This is a genomic window from Geminicoccus sp. (genome assembly GCF_035556675.1).
In the GTDB taxonomy this organism is placed as follows: domain Bacteria; phylum Pseudomonadota; class Alphaproteobacteria; order Geminicoccales; family Geminicoccaceae; genus Geminicoccus.
The window spans coordinates 1-19,991 of the sequence record NZ_DATMFZ010000154.1; the positions used below are offsets into that span (position 1 = coordinate 1).

Genomic DNA, 19,991 nt, shown 5'->3' on the forward strand with positions numbered 1-19,991 from the left:
TGGCAGCTGAAGACCTGGGAAGCCTATCGCGACGTCCCTCGCCTCGGCCGCAAGACCCGGATCGGCGGCAACCAGCGCGAGATTCTGTGGGCGATCTTCGAGCATTTCCGCGGCGCGTTGTCCGAGCGCAAGCTGGTGACCTGGGCGGACGTCTTCGGCCGACTCACGGACCAGCTGCGGGATGGCACCAGTCCATACCTGTTCGTCGTGGTCGACGAGGCGCAGGACCTGGGCGTGGCCGAGGCGCGCTTCCTCGCCGCGCTGGCCGACGGCCGGCCGGACGGCCTGTTCCTCGCCGGCGACCTCGGCCAGCGCATCTTCCAGCAGCCCTTCTCGCTCAGGGCGCTCGGCATCGACATCCGTGGCCGCTCCTTCACGCTGCGGGTCAACTACCGCACCTCCCACCAGATCCGCGCCCAGGCCGACCGCCTGCTGCCCGCCACGGTGTCGGACGTGGACGGCAACACCGAAGGGCGCCGCGGCACGGTCTCCGTCTTCGATGGCCCGGCTCCCCTGGTCCGGACCTTCGCCAGCGGGGACGAGGAACGGGAGGCCGTCGGCGCCTGGATCAGGGACCAGATCGCTGCAGGACGCCCGCCCCACGAGATCGGCGTCTTCGTTCGCTCGGCTGCGGAACTCGCCCGTGCCAGGGCCGCCATCAAGGCGAGCGGCGCATCCGCCGCCGAGCTGAGCGAGAGGAACGGCCCTGCGTCCGGCAGCGTCGCCTTCGGCACCATGCATCTCGCCAAGGGCCTGGAGTTCCGGTCCGTCGCCGTGATGGCCTGCGACGACGAGGTCATCCCGCTCCAGAGCCGCATCGAGGCGATCTCCGACCCGTCGGACCTGGAGGAGGTCTACGACACCGAGCGGCACCTGCTCTATGTCGCCGTCACGCGTGCCCGGGACCACCTGCTCGTCACTGGCGTGGATCCGGCGTCGGAGTTCCTGGAAGATCTGTCGAACACCAATATTTCATAGTGAATCTAGGTACTAGCCACAGAGAACCATGACCGGCCACATCTGGCGGTCACAGTCAGGCTGGGCATAGACGGGACCCTGCCCCCAATTGCACAGGATGTGCTCAGAGCTAGCCAACCCGTATTTCGACTCCAACAGCTGTCCGCAACACCGACCACAATCAAGCTAAGTTGCTTTTTACCGGAGGCACCTAAGAGCGGGATGCGCACGGGGCTCGATTGAGGCGGCACCACATTCGGAGCTACGGCCTAAGCCTGCTCGACATGATCGGCGAATATGGCCGCCCATCTTTCCTGTCGCCCAAGAGAGCGACGCTAATTATCAAGCTTGATCATCTCACCAGCGCTTGGTCGGCAACCCGATGTCGCGACCGGATCGATAGCAGTCAAGTTGTATTCGTTTTCGAAACTGGACAATTTTACCGCTCATTCAACGAATGATAGCGATGATAGTGAAAGGTCCGTCACTATCATTTGCACTATCGTTTTGCTTTTTTGAATAAATTTCCTACGCATAGCTTGTGACTTCCGCTTGCACCTCAACATCGACCGCCATAGCTAGAAAGAGAAGCGAAGCAGGAGACCCGCATCAGAATTGCGGAGCTGCAGTATGCCGCTCCTCCGGGTGGGCCTTAATCGCGTTAAATGAAAGGCTACAAGAATGGCGACGCACACGCAGGATTCGACGACCGCTTCGGTCCCGGCGCCTGAGGAATCGAGCAGGCCCACGCGCTTCGTGCGCCGCAGCGAGGCCTCTCGGCACCTGAAGGAGGTCTGGGGGATCGACCGCGCGCCCACGACGCTGGCCAAGCTCGCCTGCATCGGCGGCGGGCCGGTCTACCACAAGGCGGGGCGGGTCCCTCTCTACAAGCCGGAGGATCTCGATGCCTGGGCCCGTGCCATGATCCAGAAGGCCTCCTAGCCCTCTCGGAAAGGAGACGCGGCGCCATGCAGCGCACGAGGCGACAGCAACGCACTTCTCACTGCGAAGGATTGAAGCGCCGCGAACAATCCAACGCATAATGGCGCCAGCCATCTAGCTACCCGAGCGGGTGGGATCAGTCGGCCCACCACAACTCAAGCGGCTATTCGCTCGTCTCTTTGACATCGCCTCTGATCTGAGGACTTCGTCATGCGCGTTGACTTCGAACGCGTGAACCATGCTGCACGCGCTGTTCTTCCAGCGTTGCTCGCCCGGTGGCTGCCGGACGGCAAGCGCTGCGGCAACGAGTGGGTCGCCAGGAACCCGCGCCGCGATGACCGCCACCCTGGCTCGTTCAGCGTGAACATCTCCACCGGCGCCTGGGCCGACTTCGCCACCAACGACCGCGGCGGAGATCCGGTCTCGCTGGCCGCCTACTTGAGCAACCTCCGCCAGGCCGAAGCGGCGCACAAGCTCGCTACCATGTTGGGAGTGACGTAATGCTCGATGAGAATGCGATGTTCACGCCGCTCGGACCCGATGAGGAGGCCGGGCGGCAGGCGGTCAGCGGCAGGTCCGGCAAGGTGCCGATCATCCCGGTCCCGGCCAATGCGCCGCCCATGCGCTTCAAGCACCCGGAACTCGGGGAACCGACGAAGATCTGGCCCTACCATGACGCTGGCGGGCATCTGATCGGCTACGTGGCTCGCTGGGACTTCATCGGCGCCGACGGGCAGCCGACCAAGGAGATCCTGCCCATCACCTATTGCGACCTGGGCGGCGGCCGATCGGGATGGCGTGCAAGGGGCATGCCTTCGCCCCGACCTCTGTTCGGCCTGCCCGAGATCCTGAAGCGGACGACCGCGCCGATCATGATCTCGGAGGGCGAGAAGGCCCGGGACGCGGCCGCCATCCTGTTCCCCGACATGGTGGTGACCACCCCGGCGCATGGGGCGAAGTCGCCGCAGTTGGCCGACTTCAGTTCCTGCGCTGGTCGCGAGGTGGTGATCGCCCCCGACTACGACGCACCCGGACGCATCGACGCGAAGGGCAAGCCGCTGCACCCGGGCCAGGACTTCGGCGACAAGGTCTTCCAACTCTGCCATCGCGCGGGCGCCGCCAGCATCCGCCGGCTGCCGCCCGAGCGCCTGGCCGTCTTCTCGTTCGTGAACGGCATCCAGGTGCTCCGCGATGGGCCCGTCCCCGACGGATGGGATCTAGCCGATGCGCTGGAGGAGGGGTGGACGGCCGAGCGCATCGCCGAGCTTCGGAACGATCCGGACTTCTTCAGTGAATATGTCGACTTCGATCGTCGCCACGATGGCGGAAGCATCCACGAGCCCTCGACGGAAGTGGGCTGCACGTACGTCAACGGGTGCTTCCGCATCCTGTCCGATAGGGTCGAGCTGCGGATCGAGAAGGAGGACAAGCGGTCGGGCGAGAAGACGTTCGAATGGCGGTGGTTCTGCTCGCGCCTGGTGATCGAGGCGGACGTCCGGTCGCCAGAAAGCAACGAGTGGGGGCGGCTCCTCGCGATCACCGATCGTGACGGCGTCGTGAAGCGCTGGGTGATGCCCAGCTCGCTCATGGCCAGCGAGGGCATGCCCTACCTTGAGCCGCTTCTTTCGCTGGGCCTGATCCTCGCACCGGGCAAGCGGCGGTGGATTCGCGAGGCGCTGGACCAGTACATCGCATCCTCGCACCCGGAACGGCGGGCCCGCTGCGTCGGGCGGATCGGGTGGCACGGCAAGACCATGGTGATGCCCGACTGGACCGCGGCTGCGCCTGGCGCCGAAGATTACCTGTTGCAGACGGTCGGGTCGATCGACCACGCCTTCCGCGTGAAGGGCGACCTGGAGGGCTGGCAGCAGAACGTCGCCCGCTACGCCATCGGCAACTCCCGCTTGGTGTTGGCCATCTCGATCGCCTTTGCCGGCCCCCTCTTGTATCCGACCATGTCCGAGTCCGGCGGCATCAACTTCCGCGGCGGCTCCTCGATCGGCAAGACCACGACGCTCTGGCTCGCTGGATCCGTCTGGGGTGGCGGCGGCGTCAACGGCTTCCTCCGGACCTGGCGCACTACCGCAAATGCCCTGGAGGGCATTGCGGCGATGTCCTGCGACACGCTGCTCTGCCTGGATGAGATGGGGCAGGTCGATGGCAAGGAGGCCGGGCAGGCCGCCTACATGCTGGCCAACGGCCAGGGCAAGAGTCGCGCGGATCGTTTTGGAGCTGCACGGCCGACCGCTGAGTGGCGCATCATGTTCATGTCGACGAGCGAACCGAGCCTAGCCGACAAGATCGCCGAATGTGGCCGCCGGGTGGCCGCCGGCCAGGAAGTGCGTGTGCTCGATCTGCCGGCCGATGCCGGGGCCGGCTTCGGCATTTTCGAGAACCTGCACGGATTCTCCTCCGGCGACGCGCTGGCGCGTCACCTGAAAGCCGCCACTGGCGAGCACTACGGCACGGCATCCCGGATCTACCTGCAGCATCTTGCCAAGGTATTCGATGAGCTGGCGCCCGCGGTGCTCGCGGTCCGTGATCAGTTCGTGGCAGAATGCTGCCCCCCCGGCGCCGACGGGCAGGTGAGCCGGGTAGCTGCACGGTTCGGCCTGATCGCCGCGGCAGGCGAGCTCGCGACGGAGCTTGGCATTCTGCCGTGGCCGGTGGGCGAGGCGCGGCGGGCGGCCGAGCGCTGCTTTCACGCCTGGATGGCGGAACGCGGCGGTGTGGGTGCTGCCGAGGACCGTGCGGCCCTGGCAGCAGTCCGGCGCTTCATCGAAGCGCACGGCTCCAGCCGGTTCGAGCTGATGGGTGAGCTCGCGCCCAAGGACGCCGACGGGCAGGTCATCGAGCAGAAGATTTTCAATCGCGTCGGCTTCAAGCGGTTGGGTCGCACGGGCGGTACCGAATTCATCTTCCTGACGGAGACGTGGAAGAAGGAGGTCTGCGTCGGCCTGGATCCGTCCGCGGTCACCAAGGTGCTCCGCACCCGCGGCCTTCTCCTGCTAGGCGGAGATGGCAGGCCGCAGAAGCAGGAGCGGCTGCCGGGCTTTGACAAGCCCGTGCGCTGCTATGTCGTCACAGACGATATTCTCAGCGAAGACGTTTAAGCGTGGGCGCTTTTGCCGCCATTGCCCGGAAGGTCGGCGTTGCGCCCGTCGTGGCGCCGGCCCCCTCCGTAGATCCCATCGCTCGCGCCCGTGCACTCGGCTGGCATATCGAGGTCCGGCCGAGCGGACTGCTCATCGACGCGAGGAACGGACCGTATGACCCGAACCTCCTCGACGAGCTGGCGGCGCTCTCGCTGAAGGATGATCCTTCGACCGGTGGCGCTGAGAGTCTCGGCGACCACGTCGGAAACGAAATCAGCTAGCTCGCCTAATTCACGAGCGGGATGGTGGCGGCGATCTCGGGTGAGGCTCAGCCGCACGCGGCCGAACCCAGCGCGACGGCGTTCATCGCAGCTCGTCGAGCAGCGCCCTCGCATCGCGCAAGTCCGCCGTGGCGAACCCTTCGGTGAACCAACCATAGACCGGGGAGAGCAGGTCGTGCGCCTCGGCGCGCCTCCTCTGGCCCTGCCAGCTCCGGCAGAACCTCCGCGTCGACGTCATGGTCATGGAACAGGCCCTGGTACCGTTCCAGCCCCAGGCCGCGCAGCCAGGCTCCGACGTCCACCCCCGTTCCTCCCATCGGGTGTGCTTGCTCAGAGGACGCAGTCTATCCTGACCGAGGCTTCAGCGACACGGCCGAAGCGCCGGCGGTCGCCGTGAGGGAGAGTATCTTGGTCCGCTCCGGCTCGTCGTCGATCGCCAGCAAGGCGGAGTCGTCTTCGACGGCGACCGGCTGACCTCGGTGCGTGCTCTCGCTGGCCAACGTCGAGCGCCGGTCCGGAAGCGCCAAGCGGCTGACCTGCTACCTCACCGACCCGTGCTCCCGGGAGCCATTGCACCACATCTTGGCCGGATCGTGCTCGCTATCGACGACATCGAGGATCGGGTGCACGGGCGCCAGCGGCTCGCGCGCTTCCACGCCCACCATGGCGGGTACGGCTTCGCGCCGATCCACGTCCACGAAGCCACCACTGGCAACCTGGTCGCCGTCATCCCGCGCCTGGGCAAGATCCCGGACGGGAACGAGGTGGCGCTTGAGCTACACCCCGTGATCCGCGCCAGCCGCAAGCGCTGGCCGCGGATCGACGTCCTGGTGCGCGGCGACAGCCCCTAGGGCTGGTCGGACGCCATGGGTTGGGCGATCGCATCTGACTCAGCTACGTGTTCGACCCGACCGGCACCAAGGTCCTGCTCCGGCACGTGGCGGACCTTGCCGAGGCGGTAGCACTGGAGCGGTTCGAGGGCGGGGCCACGAGCACCCGATCAGGATGCCCGGGCCGCTCATCAGAGTCACGTACAGGAAGATGTCTACGTCGGAAGGCGCCGAACATCATAATCATAAAGGCGCCCCAAGTGCGTTGGCTCATGACGCCGATCAAGTGGTTCCCGTCGGCGTTCCCCAAGTTCCACGTGTTCCACGTGTTCCACGCTTCCGAAAGGAAGGCCGATCTTCCGGAGGCTCGCTCCGACGCTGCTTTCGGGGCTGGCCACTGGCAGGATCGGCCTGCCCGAGCCAGGTCGCCGCGCCCGCCGCCAGCGCTGCGGAAACCTTCAGCCCCGCGGGCTCCACCACGGCATGAACCGGATCGAGGGCAACATGGGCATAACACTCGGTCGTGGCTGCATTTGAATGCCCGAGCGCCTTGCCGACGAGGTAGAGCGATCCCCCGGCAGCAATCGCCAGCGTCGCGAACGAATGCCGGAGCACGTGGAGGGTCACATCGTCTCCGAACCCGGCGAGCTTGCGCACTCGGTCGAACACCTTGGTGATCCCGACGGCATGGCCGTCGCCGTGCGCGGCGGGAAAGACCCACGGCGACGGCCGGTTCTCCTTGTCGATCTCGCGCGGAAGAGCTTCGAGAAACGCCCGTGCCGCCGTGGTCAAGGGAACCACCTTGGCGCCCGTCTTGCTATCCGGCAGCCGCAAGCGCTGGCCCTGGAGATCCACGTCCCGCCACTTGAGCGCCAGGACCTCGGTCTTGCGGCAACCGGTGAGGGCAATGAGGCGGATGGCTTGGGTGAACCTCTGCGATATTCCTTCGGCTTCGGCCGCGGCCAGCGCTTCTCCGAGTTTCTCGACCTCCTCCCATGAAAGGTGCCGGTTCCGGCGCTTTGCGGGAATAACGTGGACCTTCTCCGCCGGGCTCTGTGCCAATAGCCCTTCCCGCACGCCCCAGGTCAGGACCGCAGCGAAGTAGGCCGTGACTCTCCCGGCAATCCCCTCGCCTCCCGAGATCGCGACACGACCACGGGACCTCCCGCTGTTGACCGGGTCCTGGGCCGTCTCGCCGCGGGCGATGCGCCGCTGCATCCGCTCAACGTCGACGCGCGAGAGCTTCGCGAGCTTCACCTTGCCGACGAGCGGCACGACGTGGTGACGCAGACCGGACTGGTAGATTTCGGCGCTGGATGGTTTCAGGAAAGCTCCGCCGATCCGTCCGGGCTTCGCTCGCGGATAGCCGGCTTCGACCCAGCGCTCGATGAGTTGCGCAACCGTCAGATCCGCTTTGGCGGCGTCCCGCTCCTTCGCCGGATCCTCACCGCGCGCTCGCGCCAGGGCGTGCGCCTTTGCGACAGTGCGAGCCTCCTCCGCCTTCATCACGACGGCATCGCCGATCGTCAGCCGCTTCGTCGTACCCTCTCCCCGAGGGCGATATTGGAAGATCCAGCGCTTCTGGCCGGACGGGCGGGCCCGCAGGCCAAAGCCCCGAATTTCATCGTCCCAGACGATTCGATCCGTTCCATCCGCCTGAAGCGTCGCAGCCAACCGTTGCCCAAGTCGCACCACCGCAACCTCACGCACCGTCACCCGGCTGGGAAGCACCGGGGAAGCATTTTGAAGAAATCACGATCGATTTCCGCCCATATCCCTAAAGCGATCCAAAGAGAATGTCACGAAATATCAGAGACTTAGGTAAGCCCTGTCAACAAACAGAAAGTCAGGCAAAACGAATACTTCACAAATCGCACTCTAGAGGTCGTCGGTTCGATCCCGATCGGCTCCACCACCTTCTCTAGTGATTTTAATCAGTTATTGAACACCGCCGTGGCTTCAGACGTTCCAGAGGCGGAAAGTGGAAGCCCCAGGCGGAAAAATCGGGGTAATCTGCGGCAACGGAATGGCCGATGCACGGCCAAGACTTTTGCGCCCTCGTTGACTGTCGCCTGCGGCCCGGATCGTTCTCAAGCCGGCGTGAGCAGTCTATCCGAAGCCTCCAGGCGTCTGGCAACCAAGTCGACGGCTGCACCCTGCCGCTGCATCCAGCCCAGCATGCTCAGCATTCGGCTGCCAAGGATCACCCTGCAGTCGCGATCTAGACCGACGGCCAGATCACTATGGCTGGCGGCGTTGCCTCCTCCTCGATCGTGATGCACATGACGCCACTGGTTGAGCCGTGACGCTGGCGAACCAGGACTTGGCCGGCCACGGCAATGCGCCTGTCCTCGGGTGCCTCGGCTAGGCCACCATCCCCAGCATGGCCAGCGAACCGCGCCGCGACGGCGCGCCTCCAGGCGAGACCTGCTCCCTGAGCGGACGGCGGTGGCGCCGGTCCGGCCCGCCGCCGCTACTCCGCCGGCGCCGGTGCATGCACGGCCCGCTCGACCGGGAGCTTGGTGGGTGGCGTCTTCCGCTGGCCCTTTGCCTTCTCGCGCAGCCACTGAAACACCACGTAGAGCACCGGGATCATGAAGATGCCGACCAGGGCTGCCGCGATCATGCCGCCGAACACCGCGGTGCCGACGCCGCGGCGGCTCAGCATCGAGGCACCTTCGGCCACCACCAGCGGGTAGAGGCCGGCGATGAAGGCCAGGCTCGTCATCATCACCGCGCGGAACCGCTCGGCGGCACCCTCGACCGCGGCCTCGGTGATGGACAATCCCTGCTCGCGCCGGGCCTTGGCGAACTCGACGATCAGGATGCCGTTCTTGGCGGCCAACGCGATCAGCACGACGATGCCGATCTGGGCGTAGATGTTGTTGTCGAGCCCCGCCAGCAGCAGGGCACCCATGGCACCCAGGATGCCCACGGAGACCGAGAGCAGCACCGGTACCGGGATCGTCCAGCTCTCGTAGAGCGCCACCAGGAACAGGTAGGCAAACAGCACGGCGAAGCTCAGGATGATCGAGGTCTGGCCCGCCGCCTCCTTCTCCTGCAGCGCCGTGCCGGTCCAGCGATAGCCATAGCCCTGCGGCAGCGTCCGGGCCGACAGCGCCTCCATGGCGGCGATCGCCTCGCCCGAGCTGACGCCGGGAGCCGGCCCGCCATTCAGGGTGACACTTCGGTAATTGTTGTAGCGCACGACCGTCTGCGGCCGCAGGACCAGCTCAGGCGTCGCGATCGCGCGCAGCGGCACCATCTCGCCGTTCCGGTTGCGCACGTGGATGCGGTAGATGTCGTCCACCTCCTTCCGGTCGGAGGCTTCCGCCTGGACGTTGACCTGCCAGGTCCGGCCGAACAGGTTGAAGTCGTTGACATAGAAGCCGCCGAGCGTTGCCTGCAGCGCGTTGAACACGTCGCCGACCTCGATGCCGAGCGTCTGGATCCGGTCGCGGTCGAGATCGAGATAGAGCTGCGGCGTGTTGGCGGAAAAGGTGGTGAACAGCGGCCCGAGCTTCGGCTCCCCGTTGCCGGCGATGATCAGCCCACGCGCCACGGCGGCCAGGTCGACCGGGTCTCCCCCGCGCAGGTCCTGGAGCTGGTATTCGAAGCCGCTGCCGGTACCCAGGCCGATGATCGGCGGCAGGTTGAAGGCGATGATGTTGGCCTCGCGGATCGCCCGGAACTCGCCGCGCAGCTTTGCCAGCAGGCCGTTCACCGCCTCCGCCGGGTCGGTGCGCTCCTCGAACGGCTGGAGCAGGACGATCAGGAAGCCGCTGTTGGACTTGGCCAGCCCGTCCAGGAAGCTGTAGCCGACCACCGTGCTGACGTCCGCCACCCCCTCGGTGTCCCGCAGGATCGTCTCGGCGCGCTCAGCCACCCGGACGGTGCGGTTGACCGACGAGCCTTCCGGCAGCTGCAGCTCGACGAAGAAGGCGCCCTGGTCCTCGCTCGGCAAAAAGCCCGTGGGCGTGATCCGGAACAGCTCGACCACGCCGAAGCAGACCGCTGCCAGCACCACCAGCCCCAGCACCGCCCGGCGGACCAGGATCCGGACCACCGCCGCATAGCCGTCGCGGGTCTTGTCGATCGCCCGCATCACGTAGCGCATCGGGCCGCGCTTGGGGCCGTGATGGTGGCGCAGCAGCACGGCGCACAAGGCCGGCGACAGGGTCAGCGCATTCAGCGCCGAGATCAGCATCGACACCGACACCGCCACCGCGAACTGCTGGTAGAGCTGCCCGGAGATGCCCGGCACGAAGGCCACCGGCACGAACACCGACAGCAGCACCAGGGTGATCGCGATGATGGGCGCGGTGATCTCGCCCATGGCAAGCTTGGTCGCCTGGGCGGGCGTCAGCTCCGGATGGTGCTCGAGCTTGGCCTCGACCGCCTCCACGACCACGATCGCGTCGTCGACCACGATGCCGATCGCCAGCACCAGCGCCAGGAGCGAGACGGTGTTGGCCGAGAAGCCCAGCGCCAGCATGACCGCGAAGGTGCCGATCAGCGAGACCGGCACGGCGATCAGCGGGATGAGCGTGGCGCGCACGTTGCCCAGGAACAGGAAGACCACGATCACAACCAGGACGAACGCCTCGGCGAGCGTCTTGATCACCTCGTGGATGCTTTCCTCGACGAAGCGGGTGGTGTCGTAGGTGATCTTGTAGGCGAGCCCGTCCGGGAAGGTCGCGGCCAACCGCTCCATCTCCGCCCGGATGCCCTCGGCCACCGCGATCGCATTGGCGCCGGGCGCCTGGTAGATCGCCAGGATGGCGCCGGCCTCGCCGTTGAAGCGGCCGAACGCATCGCTCGACTTGGCCCCCAGATCCACCGTCGCCACGTCGCGCACGCGCACGAACGAGCCATCCGGATTGGCACGGATCACCAGGTTCTCGAATTCGCTCTTCTCGGTCAGCCGCCCCTTGGTCTCGATGTTGAGCTGGAATGCCTGGTCGTCGCCAATCGGCTGGGCGCCGATCCGCCCGGCGGCCGCCTGGATGTTCTGGGCGCGCAGGGCCTGGATGATGTCGTTGGGCGTGATGCCGAGGCTGGTCAGGCGATCGGTCTCCAGCCACAGGCGCATGCTGTACTCGAGCCCGCCGAACAGGAAGGCGTCGCCCACGCCGCGGACCTGCTTCAGGTTGTCCAGCACGTTGATCGTCGCGTAGTTCGACAGGAACAGCGCGTCGTAGCGCTGGTCCGGCGAGTAGATGTTGACGACCTGCAGCAGTGCCGAGGACTTCTTCTTCACGCTGACGCCGGCGCGCTTCACCTCGTCCGGGAGCTTCGCCTCGGCCAGGCTGACCCGGTTCTGGACATTGACCGTGTTGATGTCGGGGTCGGTGCCGACGGCGAAGCTGACGGTGAGGGTGTAGCTGCCGTCATTGCCGCTGGTCGACTTCATGTAGAGCATGTTGTCGACGCCCACGACCTGCGATTCGATCGGCTGGGCCACGGTGTCCTCGACCACGGAGGCGCCGGCCCCCGGATAGCTCGCGGTCACCTGCACCTGGGGCGGGACGATGTCGGGGAACTGCGCCACCGGGATCACCTTGATGGCGATCAGGCCGGCGATGGTGATCACGATCGAGATCACCATCGCGAGCCTCGGCCGGTCGACGAAGAGGCTGGAGAGCATGGCTAGCTGCCCGCCGCTTCGGCGGCATCGACCACCTGGCCGGGCCGGACCTTCTGCGCGCCCTCCGTGACGACGAGCTCGTTCTCCGACAGGCCTTCGGCGACCACCACGCCGGCGCCCTGCCGCTCCCCGGTCACGACCCGGCGCACCTGGACCTTGTCCTCCGCATCCACCACCAGAACGTAGGTGCCGCCCTGGTCGGCCTGCAGGGACTGCTGCGGCACCATCAGCACGAGTTCGGGCTCGGCGGTCTCGGCCAGCACGGTCACGAGCTGACGATCGATCAGGAGATTGTCCGGGTTGGGCAGCTTGGCGCGCACTTGCACGCTGTCGGTGCCGGGGTCGACCTGGACGTCGACGAAGTCGAGCCTGCCGACCTCCTGATAGCTGGAGCCGTCGGCCAAGCGGAGGCGGATCGTGACGTTGCGCGGGTCGCTGCCGCGCCTGGCCGCCTCGTTGCGGAGCTCCAGCAGCTGCCGCTGGCTGACCGGGAAGGTCACATAGACCGGATCCTGCGCCACGACCGTCGCGAGCGGGCCGCTGTCCGGGCCGACAAAGTCCCCGACCGAGAAGTTGGCGCGGCCGATCCGGCCGGTAAGCGGCGACTTGATGTCGGTATAGCCGAGATCGAGCCTGGCACGCGCCAGCGCTGCGTTCTGGCGCATCAGGTCGCCCTTGGTCTCACCGAGCCTCGCCTCGGCTTCGTCCAGCTTGGTCTGGGCAGTCGCCTGGCGCTTGACCAGGGCCGCCTGCCGCTCGACGTCGATCTCGGCCAGCCGGAGCGTCGCCTGGATCCGCTCGATCGTGGCGCTGATCTCGTCGATCGTGGTCTGGTAGGGCGCCTTCTCGATCGTGAACAGTAGGTCGCCGACCTGCACCTCGGCACCTTCCTGGAACAGGCGCTGCTCGAGATAGCCGGGCACCCGGGCGCGCAGGGCGACCTCGTCGATCGCCTCGATCCGGCCGGTGAAGGTGGTGGTCGGCGTGATCGGCTTGCGCGCCACCCGCACTACGGTGACCGCGGGAGGCGGCTCGACCTGAGCGGCGGGCACTTCCTGGGCACCGGCGGGCGGCATCGCGAACCATGCCAGGACGATGAACCTTGCCGCACGGGTGATCGCGGCGGACGTCGGACGGGACATGCCATGCCTTCCCGATAGCCGGATGGTGATCGTCGGATGGTGGTCCCGCTGGCCATGTCAGCCGTGGGCCTGGGCGGTTCATGCATTGCGCCGTGTGAACTGATGCGCCGGACTGCGATCCGCCGCCGCCAACGCCAGGAGGTGCCATCATGAGCAGCCCTCCCCGCATGCCCTGATGTTGGGAACAGCGCCGCAGGACCCTGCCGCTGCCGCTCCGGCATCTACTCATAGTACTTCGCCTCCCCAATGCAACGGCCGCAATCGACTTCCGGAAACACGTTTCCGTCAGTAAACTGCAAGTCGACCTTCAAAAGGGCTGGCCGCCGGGACATCACCGCCATCTCGCTCTGATCGCGGATATGGTACTGGACTGATGGCTTCGGCCGGCGGCGATCCTGTTCGTGAGCCAGCCAGTCCGGCCGGGAGGGAAGCCCATGTACGGCAGCAGGGGACACCGCCGAACTGGTCTGCGGACGTGCCTGTCGCACCGTACCTCAGGCCCCTGCCCTGGACGGTCCTGGCTGGCGGCACTGCTCCTCCTGCTCGTCCTGACGGCATGCGGTGCGCCGGTGACGGTGCAGCAGATGCCGCCGCGCGCCGTCCATCGCGAGCTGACCGCCAACGTGCTCTCGTCCGGCGACCTCAGCGATTTCACGCGCAACATCCTGCGCTTCGTCGATACGGACGAGGACATCGGCGACGATCCGGAGGCGGCGATCGCCAGGCTGCGCCAGGGAGTCGTCGACGGCGTGGCCGGCGCCAACGCCGTGTTCGCCATGGCCGAACTGGCCTTCGCCTATGCCGAGGCGCACGAGCGGCCGGACTATTACCTCGCAGCCGCATTCTACGCCTATGCCTACCTGTTCCCAGGGGACGCCGACGCGCCGCCCGATCCGTTCGATCCTCGGTTCCGGTGGGCCGCCGACATCTACAACCGCTCGCTGGTCGGCGCCTTCCGGGTGCAGGGCGACGACGAGGTGCGCCCGGCGCCGGGCAGCTACCTCCTGCCGTCCGGTAGCATGCAGATCACCGCGGCTCCTGACCTCCTGGTCTGGCAGGGCTATCCGCTGACCCGGCTCGTGCCGACCGCCGAACTGCACGTGAGCGGCCTGCGCAACCGCTACCGACAGCCGGGCCTCGGCGCGCCGCTCGCCGCCACGCCGGTGGTGGAACATGCCGAGCGCCGCTTCCAGGTGGCACCGCGCCTGAAGGTGCCCGTCACCATCCTGCTGCGGATCCCCGACCCGCGGGGCCAGCTGGCGAATCGGCGCGTCCATGCCACGCTCGAGTCCTATGCGGGGCCGGAGACGGAAACGGTGACCCTCGCCGGCCGCGAGGTGCCGCTCGAATCGGAACCGACCGCCACGCTGGCCTACGGGCTGAGCGACCCCACCCTCTGGCAGACCGAGTTCCAGGGCTTCCTGCAAGGTGACTTCCTGGGGCGGCTCCCGAGCCAGCTCGTGGCGCTCCAGGCGCACAAGTCCGGCCGTATCCCGGTCGTGTTCGTCCATGGCACCGCCTCCAGCGCGGGACGCTGGGCCGACATGATCAACGATCTGCTGAGCGACCCGCGCATCCGCGAGCGGTTCGAGTTCTGGTTCTTCACCTATGAGACCGGCAATCCGATCCCCTATTCCGCCTTGCGCCTGCGCGAGGCGCTCGAAAGCGCGGTCCGGCAGCTCGACCCGCAGGGAAAGGATCCGGCCCTGCGGGACATGGTGGTGGTGGGCCACAGTCAGGGCGGCCTGCTCGCCAAGCTGACCGCCGTCGATACGGGCATGAAGCTGTGGGACGCGATCAGCCTCAAGCCGCTCGACGAGCTGCGCCTGCGACCGGAGACCCGTGATCTGCTGCGGCGCGCCATGTTCATGAAGCCTCTGCCCTTTGTGCGGCGCGTCGTCTTCATCGCCACGCCACAGCGCGGCAGCTACCTCACCGAATATTCCCTGGGCGGCTTCATCGCCGGTCTGGTGCGCCTGCCCTTCAATCTCCTCAGCGCCAGCCGCGAACTCACGATGAACAATCCCGGCGCGTTCCGGGTCAACCCCGCCAGGATCCGGGTCGGCAGCCTGTACGGCATGACGCCTGGCAGCCCGTTCATCAGCGCGCTGGCCGACATCCCGCTGGCGCCCGGCGTCCGAGCCAACTCCATCATCGCGGTCCAGGGCGACGGGCCGGTGGAAGAGGGCGATGACGGCGTCGTGCGCTACGAGAGCGCCCATATCGACGGCGTGGAATCCGAGCTCGTGATCCGCTCGGGCCACTCGGTCCAAGGCCATCCGCAGGCGGTCCTGGAGCTACGCCGCATCCTGCTCCTGCACGCCGAAGAAGCCTGCCGCGCCACAGGCATCGGCTGCCTCGACCGGCCGGCGCTGGTGAGCGAGGCACCATGATCCGGCGCCTGGCCTTCCTCACTGCCCTGCTCCTGGTGCTCGCCCAGGCGGCACTCTCCGCCGCCGGCACGACCGACCGGACGCCGCCGCCCTGGATGCGGCTGTCCGAGGTCATGACCGAGCTGTCGGTCGACCCGGCCTTCGTCGCTGCGGTCCTCCAGCGGCTCGGCCGGGATCCCGATGCCGGTGGCCTGCTCGGCCCCGACCAGATCAGAAGGCTCCGCATCCTGATCCTGGGCGAGCACTGGGAGGCAGTGGACCATTTCCCGGGCCTGACCGTTGCCGGCCTCGGCCGCTCCGTCCGGCTGGCTGCCCTGGCGCGTGGCTATCTGGTGGGTGCCGAAGGGGAAGAACCGGCGCCCACGACCGAGAGCGAGGCGACCGGCCAGATGAAGGAGGTGACCGAGCCTCTGGCCCTGCCGCAGGACGGCCCGGCGCTGGCGCCCGACGCCTATCTGCGCCCCATGGGCTTCGGCCTCCAGATAGGCGACCGGGTCGATCCATCCAGCACTGGCCAGCATGCCAAGGCGCTGCGGCTCGCCCAGGTGCTGAACCGTCTGGCGCTCAATCCCGCACCCGCCCGGGCGCCGCCGCGCTACCAGGTCGAGGTCGATGGCGAGATCGCCGCGACGCCGCAGGATCTGCTGGCGCTCCTCATCAAGGCGGGGCACCGGCTGGAAGTGCGGGACGCCCGCTACTTCGCCAATTTCGGCGACCTCATCTACCAAGGCCAGGACGTGCTCACCCCGTTCTGGCTGGACACCGGCATCGCCGTGCCCGGCACGGACCGCCCGCTGCTCGTGCCGGCCGGCCATTCCCAGCATGAGCTGCACCTGACCGGGCCGCTGCTGGATGCCCGCCTCTCGTTCTATTTCGGCATCGACGGCCGCGCCGAGTTCCGGCCGATCGACACGCTCGACCAGGCCTGGGTGCTGGGGCGCGTGGCGCATGTCTATGGGGGTGACGACGCCCTCGAGGTCGTGCGGCTAGCCGGGGCGATCATTAGGACCTATGCCGGCATCAGGGATGCCCATCCGGACCTCCCCTTCGGCGGCTATTACCGGCTGGGCGTGTGCAACGACGTCAATGCCATGATCGAACTGCACATGCAGGGCCGGACCACCCTGTTTCCGCTCACCCTGGACTCGCAGTTCTTCCCCGGCGACAGCGAGGTCGACCGGCTGGCGCGGCGCCTGCCGGTCGATGGCCGCGCAGATTCGCATCCGGACCTGCAGCGCATCTTCGGTTCGATTCCGGTCGACGATCTCGCGGCACTTCCTCTCCGGGAACTGCGCCATGATCTCGAACTCGTGAAGCTGGCCTGGCTGCAGGGTCGGGTAAGTAGCATGAACTGGTGGGACCCGGGGCCATGGGCAGCGGCCGGCGGCGTTCTGGCCACGATCTGGCTGGTGCTGTGGTGGTGGCGCGGGCGGCGGCCTCCCGTCATTCCGTCTGCCTAAATTACTTTTTGTTCGCCACCCAATTCTTTACTCCCAAAAATTCCTCAGTAGCCGATTTCTGGCAGTTGATTCCCCTCAATGCAGGTGCTTTACTCGCACGTGGAGTGAGACTTTTTACTCCCACATGACATCTTAATGAACTTTGGCAATTGCTTGCCTGAGCAAGCATACGTTCGACCGTACGAAGTCTCCCGAGTGCATCGAGCAAGATGAGGCCGGCGCCGCTGGACCGGCAAGGTTGGGAGTGGCTGGAATGGCCGACCAGAACGCAGGCAAGCCCAGGAACGAGTGGCCGGATCCCTGGACCGACCTGAGCTCCTACTGGACGGATGCCTGCGAGCGTAGCCTGCTGTTCTTGGACGTGCTGCGTCAGCGCGGTAATCAGTATCACGAGCACATGGCGATGAAGGCGCCCCATGTGCTGAGCTTTGGTGCGGAGGTGGTGGCCGATGGCCGCCAGATGGAGCGCCCGGTCAATTACGGCCTGGTCCGCATCGAGCCGCCGCCCGGCGTGGCGACCGATCCGAAGAAGCGGCCGTTCATCGTGGTCGACCCGCGGGCGGGCCATGGTCCCGGCATCGGCGGCTTCAAGGCCGACAGCGAGATCGGGGTGGCGCTCAAGGCCGGCCATCCCTGCTATTTCATAGGATTCCTGCCGGACCCGGTGCCAGGCCAGACGGTCGAGGACGTGATGAAGGCCGAGGCGGCCTTCGTCGAGCAGGTGGCCGCACTGCACCCCAAGGCCGAGGGCAAGCCGGTAGTGGTCGGCAACTGCCAGGCCGGCTGGCAGGTCATGATGACCGCGGCCACACGGCCGGAGCTGTTCGGCCCGATCATCATCGCCGGTTCGCCGCTCTCCTACTGGGCCGGCGTCCATGGCAAGAACCCGATGCGCTATAGCGGCGGGATGCTGGGCGGGAGCTGGCTCACGGCACTCACCGGCGATCTCGGGCACGGGATCTTCGATGGGGCCTGGCTGGTCCGGAACTTCGAGAGCCTGAACCCGGCCAATACCTGGTGGACCAAGCAGTACAACCTCTATGCCAAGGTCGACACCGAGGCGCCCCGCTATCTCGGCTTCGAGAAATGGTGGGGCGGCCATGTACTGCTCAATGCCGAGGAGATGCAGTACATCGTCGACAACCTGTTCGTCGGCAACAAGCTGACGACAGCCGAGCTGATGACGAGCGACGGGGTGCGGATCGACCTGCGCAAGATCCGCTCGCCGATCATCGTGTTCTGCTCCGAAGGCGACGACATCACGCCGCCGCCGCAGGCGCTCGGCTGGATCACCGACCTTTACCGCGACGTCGACGACATCCGCGCGCACGGCCAGACCATCGTCTATTCGGTCCATGCGAGCGTCGGCCATCTCGGCATCTTCGTCTCGGGCAGCGTCGCGAAGAAGGAGCATGACGAGTTCGCGTCCAACATCGACCTGATCGACGTGCTTCCGCCGGGCCTCTACGAGGCGGTGCTCACTCCCCGCGACGAGGCGGGCACCGACGAGGATGGCCTGATCGCGGGGAACTATCTGGTCCGCTTCGTCGCCCGCGACCTGGACGACGTGCGGCGGATCGTGGCCGCCGATCCTGAGGACGAGCGCCGCTTCGCCGCGGTCGACCGGGTGTCGCGGATCAATCTGGGCCTGTACCGCAGCTTCATGCAGCCATGGGTCCAGGCCATGGCCACCGAGCCGATGGCGAAATGGCTGCGGGACCTGCACCCGGAGCGGCTCGGCTTCGACTGGCTCTCCGACCGCAACCCCTGGCTCCAGCCGGTGGCCGAGGCTGCCGCGAAGGCCCGGCAGGACCGCCATCCGGTTGCCCCGGACAATCCGTTCCTGCTGGCGGAGCAGGCGATGAGCAGCCGGATCGAAGCGGCGCTCGATCTGTACGGCAAGACGCGGGACAATCTGACCGAGTTCGCCTTCCTGAGCCTGTACGGCTCGCCCTGGCTGCAGGCCCTGGTCGGGCTGCGCGACACGGACGCGCCCGCCAGGCCGCGGCCGGGTGAGGACCCGGACCGTCGGGCCTTCGTGCAGGAGCGCCTGGCCGAGCTGCGCCGCCGGATCGACGAAGGCGGACCGCGCGAGGCCGCGGTGCGGGCGCTCCTCTATATCCGCATGCCTGGGGCGGCGGCCGACGAGCGGGCCTTCAACCTGCTCAGGCGGATGCGCGAGGAACGCGGCGGCGGGATGACCGTGACCGAGTTCAAGGCGCTCGTGCGTGACCAGTTCCTGATGCTGCTGGCCGAACCGGAGGAGGCGCTGGCGGCCTTGCCGCGCCTGCTGAAGGGAGCGTCGGACCGGGAGAGCAAGGCCGTGATCGGCATGATCCGGCAGCTGGTCGAATCGGCGGGGCCACTCGACGAGGAGGGACAGCGGCGGCTGGCCGCCATCGAGCAGATCTTCGAGGGATCGGCTCGTCCCGCTGCCGTCGCCGCAGCCGTGGCCAAGGCGCCGTCTGCGGCCGAGCCATCGGCCGAGGAGGCACCCACTCCTCTGCGCCGCAGCGGTTGACCCCGCCCGGCTGCGTTGTCCGGGAGCCATTGCCAGAGGTCGATGCCAAGCGCGGCAGAAGCGCCGGCGGATGGGGAGGAGGAAGAAATGACGGAGATGGTGCGTCCCGAGGACCTGCGTCGGATCACCGACGAGCAGGAAACCCGGAAGATGCAGGAGATGCTGGACCGGACGAAGAAGGCCGAGGCACAGCAGCGCGAGCTGCACGACGCCTTCATGCACTGGGAATCCGTGCGGCCCAATGCCATGGAACTGCTCACGAGCGCTGTCCGGCGGGCCGCGGAGCAGGGCCAGAACGAGATCCTGGTCATGCAGTTCCCCTCCGACTTCTGCGTGGACGGAGGACGGGCCATCAACAATTTCGAGGCGAACTGGCCCTCCTCGCTGCAGGGCCGCGCCAAGGTGGCGCTGGAGTACTACAAGGAGCATCTGCAGCCGCTCGGTTACAAGGTACACGCCAAGGTCCTGTCCTACCCGGGCGGCATGCCGGGTGACATCGGCCTGTACCTGAGCTGGTAAGCCCTCAGCGCAGGGAGGCGGTCTCATGGTCGAGCTGCCGCGGCCGCCAGAGCCCGAGCACGAGCACGAGAAATACGAGCGTCTTATCGCGGCGACCCGGGAGATCCCGCCGATCGCCTGCGCGGTGGCGCATCCCTGCGACGTCAGCTCGCTCACCGGCGCGGTGGAGGCCGCCGAAGCCGGGATCATCGTGCCGATCCTGGT

14 protein-coding genes are annotated in these 19,991 nt (G+C 67.0%); 10 read left to right on the top strand and 4 right to left on the bottom strand.

The genetic code is table 11. The annotated features are described in order from the left end of the window. The 5 genes from VNS22_RS11505 to VNS22_RS11525 form a co-directional block, all read left to right on the top strand. Positions 1 to 978 (top strand): 3'-5' exonuclease (locus tag VNS22_RS11505; protein ID WP_325732516.1); only part of this gene is annotated, 978 nt, incomplete at its 5' end. 660 nt (positions 979 to 1,638) lie between these two features. Then, a complete protein-coding gene (locus VNS22_RS11510) occupies positions 1,639 to 1,899 on the top strand; it encodes a hypothetical protein (protein ID WP_325732518.1) in 261 nt (86 codons plus the stop codon). A gap of 210 nt (positions 1,900 to 2,109) precedes the next feature. Next, positions 2,110 to 2,400: a hypothetical protein gene (locus VNS22_RS11515; RefSeq protein ID WP_325732520.1), complete on the top strand. Its 291-nt coding sequence runs from the start codon at positions 2,110 to 2,112 to the stop codon at positions 2,398 to 2,400. Beyond that, positions 2,400 to 5,012 (top strand): DUF927 domain-containing protein, encoded by a 2,613-nt coding sequence (locus VNS22_RS11520; protein WP_325732522.1) that lies wholly within the window; start codon positions 2,400 to 2,402, stop codon positions 5,010 to 5,012. Before VNS22_RS11515 ends, VNS22_RS11520 begins: the two co-directional genes overlap by 1 nt. A 2-nt stretch (positions 5,013 to 5,014) precedes the next feature. Further along, complete coding sequence (locus tag VNS22_RS11525) at positions 5,015 to 5,275, top strand: hypothetical protein (protein WP_325732523.1); 261 nt, start codon at positions 5,015 to 5,017, stop codon at positions 5,273 to 5,275. Between the two features lie 82 nt (positions 5,276 to 5,357). Here the strand turns inward: VNS22_RS11525 and VNS22_RS11530 are convergent, their stop codons facing one another. Continuing rightward, the gene (locus tag VNS22_RS11530; protein ID WP_325732524.1) at positions 5,358 to 5,519 is read right to left on the bottom strand and encodes a hypothetical protein; all 162 of its coding nucleotides are present in this window, start codon (positions 5,517 to 5,519) and stop codon (positions 5,358 to 5,360) included. Between the two features lie 349 nt (positions 5,520 to 5,868). On the opposite strand from VNS22_RS11530, the gene VNS22_RS11535 reads away from it, so the two are divergent. Continuing rightward, positions 5,869 to 6,126 (top strand): transposase, encoded by a 258-nt coding sequence (locus VNS22_RS11535; RefSeq protein WP_325732526.1) that lies wholly within the window; start codon positions 5,869 to 5,871, stop codon positions 6,124 to 6,126. 261 nt (positions 6,127 to 6,387) lie between these two features. Here the strand turns inward: VNS22_RS11535 and VNS22_RS11540 are convergent, their stop codons facing one another. The 3 genes from VNS22_RS11540 to VNS22_RS11550 form a co-directional block, all read right to left on the bottom strand. Further along, positions 6,388 to 7,821 carry a tyrosine-type recombinase/integrase gene (locus tag VNS22_RS11540; RefSeq protein ID WP_325732528.1) on the bottom strand — a complete coding sequence of 478 codons (1,434 nt, stop codon included), beginning with the start codon at positions 7,819 to 7,821 and terminating at the stop codon, positions 6,388 to 6,390. 757 nt (positions 7,822 to 8,578) lie between these two features. Further along, entirely contained in the window at positions 8,579 to 11,752 is a 3,174-nt protein-coding gene (locus VNS22_RS11545) for a multidrug efflux RND transporter permease subunit (protein ID WP_325732530.1), read from the bottom strand. 2 nt (positions 11,753 to 11,754) lie between these two features. Further along, positions 11,755 to 12,894, bottom strand: coding sequence for an efflux RND transporter periplasmic adaptor subunit (locus VNS22_RS11550; protein ID WP_325732532.1), 1,140 nt, complete (start codon positions 12,892 to 12,894; stop codon positions 11,755 to 11,757). A gap of 569 nt (positions 12,895 to 13,463) precedes the next feature. Here VNS22_RS11550 and VNS22_RS11555 point away from each other — a divergent pair. From VNS22_RS11555 to VNS22_RS11570, 4 genes are all read left to right on the top strand, one after another. Next, entirely contained in the window at positions 13,464 to 15,287 is a 1,824-nt protein-coding gene (locus VNS22_RS11555; protein WP_325732534.1) for an esterase/lipase family protein, read from the top strand. After that, positions 15,284 to 16,747 (top strand): hypothetical protein, encoded by a 1,464-nt coding sequence (locus VNS22_RS11560; protein WP_325732536.1) that lies wholly within the window; start codon positions 15,284 to 15,286, stop codon positions 16,745 to 16,747. Before VNS22_RS11555 ends, VNS22_RS11560 begins: the two co-directional genes overlap by 4 nt. A 253-nt stretch (positions 16,748 to 17,000) precedes the next feature. After that, positions 17,001 to 19,268: a DUF3141 domain-containing protein gene (locus tag VNS22_RS11565; RefSeq protein ID WP_325732538.1), complete on the top strand. Its 2,268-nt coding sequence runs from the start codon at positions 17,001 to 17,003 to the stop codon at positions 19,266 to 19,268. An 87-nt stretch (positions 19,269 to 19,355) separates the two neighbouring features. Beyond that, a complete protein-coding gene (locus VNS22_RS11570) occupies positions 19,356 to 19,787 on the top strand; it encodes a hypothetical protein (protein WP_325732540.1) in 432 nt (143 codons plus the stop codon). Positions 19,788 to 19,991 lie beyond the last annotated feature (204 nt).

What these genes read in the sequence shown, in the direction of transcription:
- VNS22_RS11510 (WP_325732518.1), top strand. Translation starts at nt 1,639, where the DNA reads ATGGCGACGCACACGCAGGATTCGACGACCGCTTCGGTCCCGGCGCCT.
- VNS22_RS11515 (WP_325732520.1), top strand. Translation starts at nt 2,110, where the DNA reads ATGCGCGTTGACTTCGAACGCGTGAACCATGCTGCACGCGCTGTTCTT.
- VNS22_RS11520 (WP_325732522.1), top strand. Translation starts at nt 2,400, where the DNA reads ATGCTCGATGAGAATGCGATGTTCACGCCGCTCGGACCCGATGAGGAG.
- VNS22_RS11530 (WP_325732524.1), bottom strand. Translation starts at nt 5,519, where the DNA reads ATGACCATGACGTCGACGCGGAGGTTCTGCCGGAGCTGGCAGGGCCAG.
- VNS22_RS11545 (WP_325732530.1), bottom strand. Translation starts at nt 11,752, where the DNA reads ATGCTCTCCAGCCTCTTCGTCGACCGGCCGAGGCTCGCGATGGTGATC.
- VNS22_RS11550 (WP_325732532.1), bottom strand. Translation starts at nt 12,894, where the DNA reads ATGTCCCGTCCGACGTCCGCCGCGATCACCCGTGCGGCAAGGTTCATC.
- VNS22_RS11560 (WP_325732536.1), top strand. Translation starts at nt 15,284, where the DNA reads ATGATCCGGCGCCTGGCCTTCCTCACTGCCCTGCTCCTGGTGCTCGCC.
- VNS22_RS11565 (WP_325732538.1), top strand. Translation starts at nt 17,001, where the DNA reads ATGGCCGACCAGAACGCAGGCAAGCCCAGGAACGAGTGGCCGGATCCC.
- VNS22_RS11570 (WP_325732540.1), top strand. Translation starts at nt 19,356, where the DNA reads ATGACGGAGATGGTGCGTCCCGAGGACCTGCGTCGGATCACCGACGAG.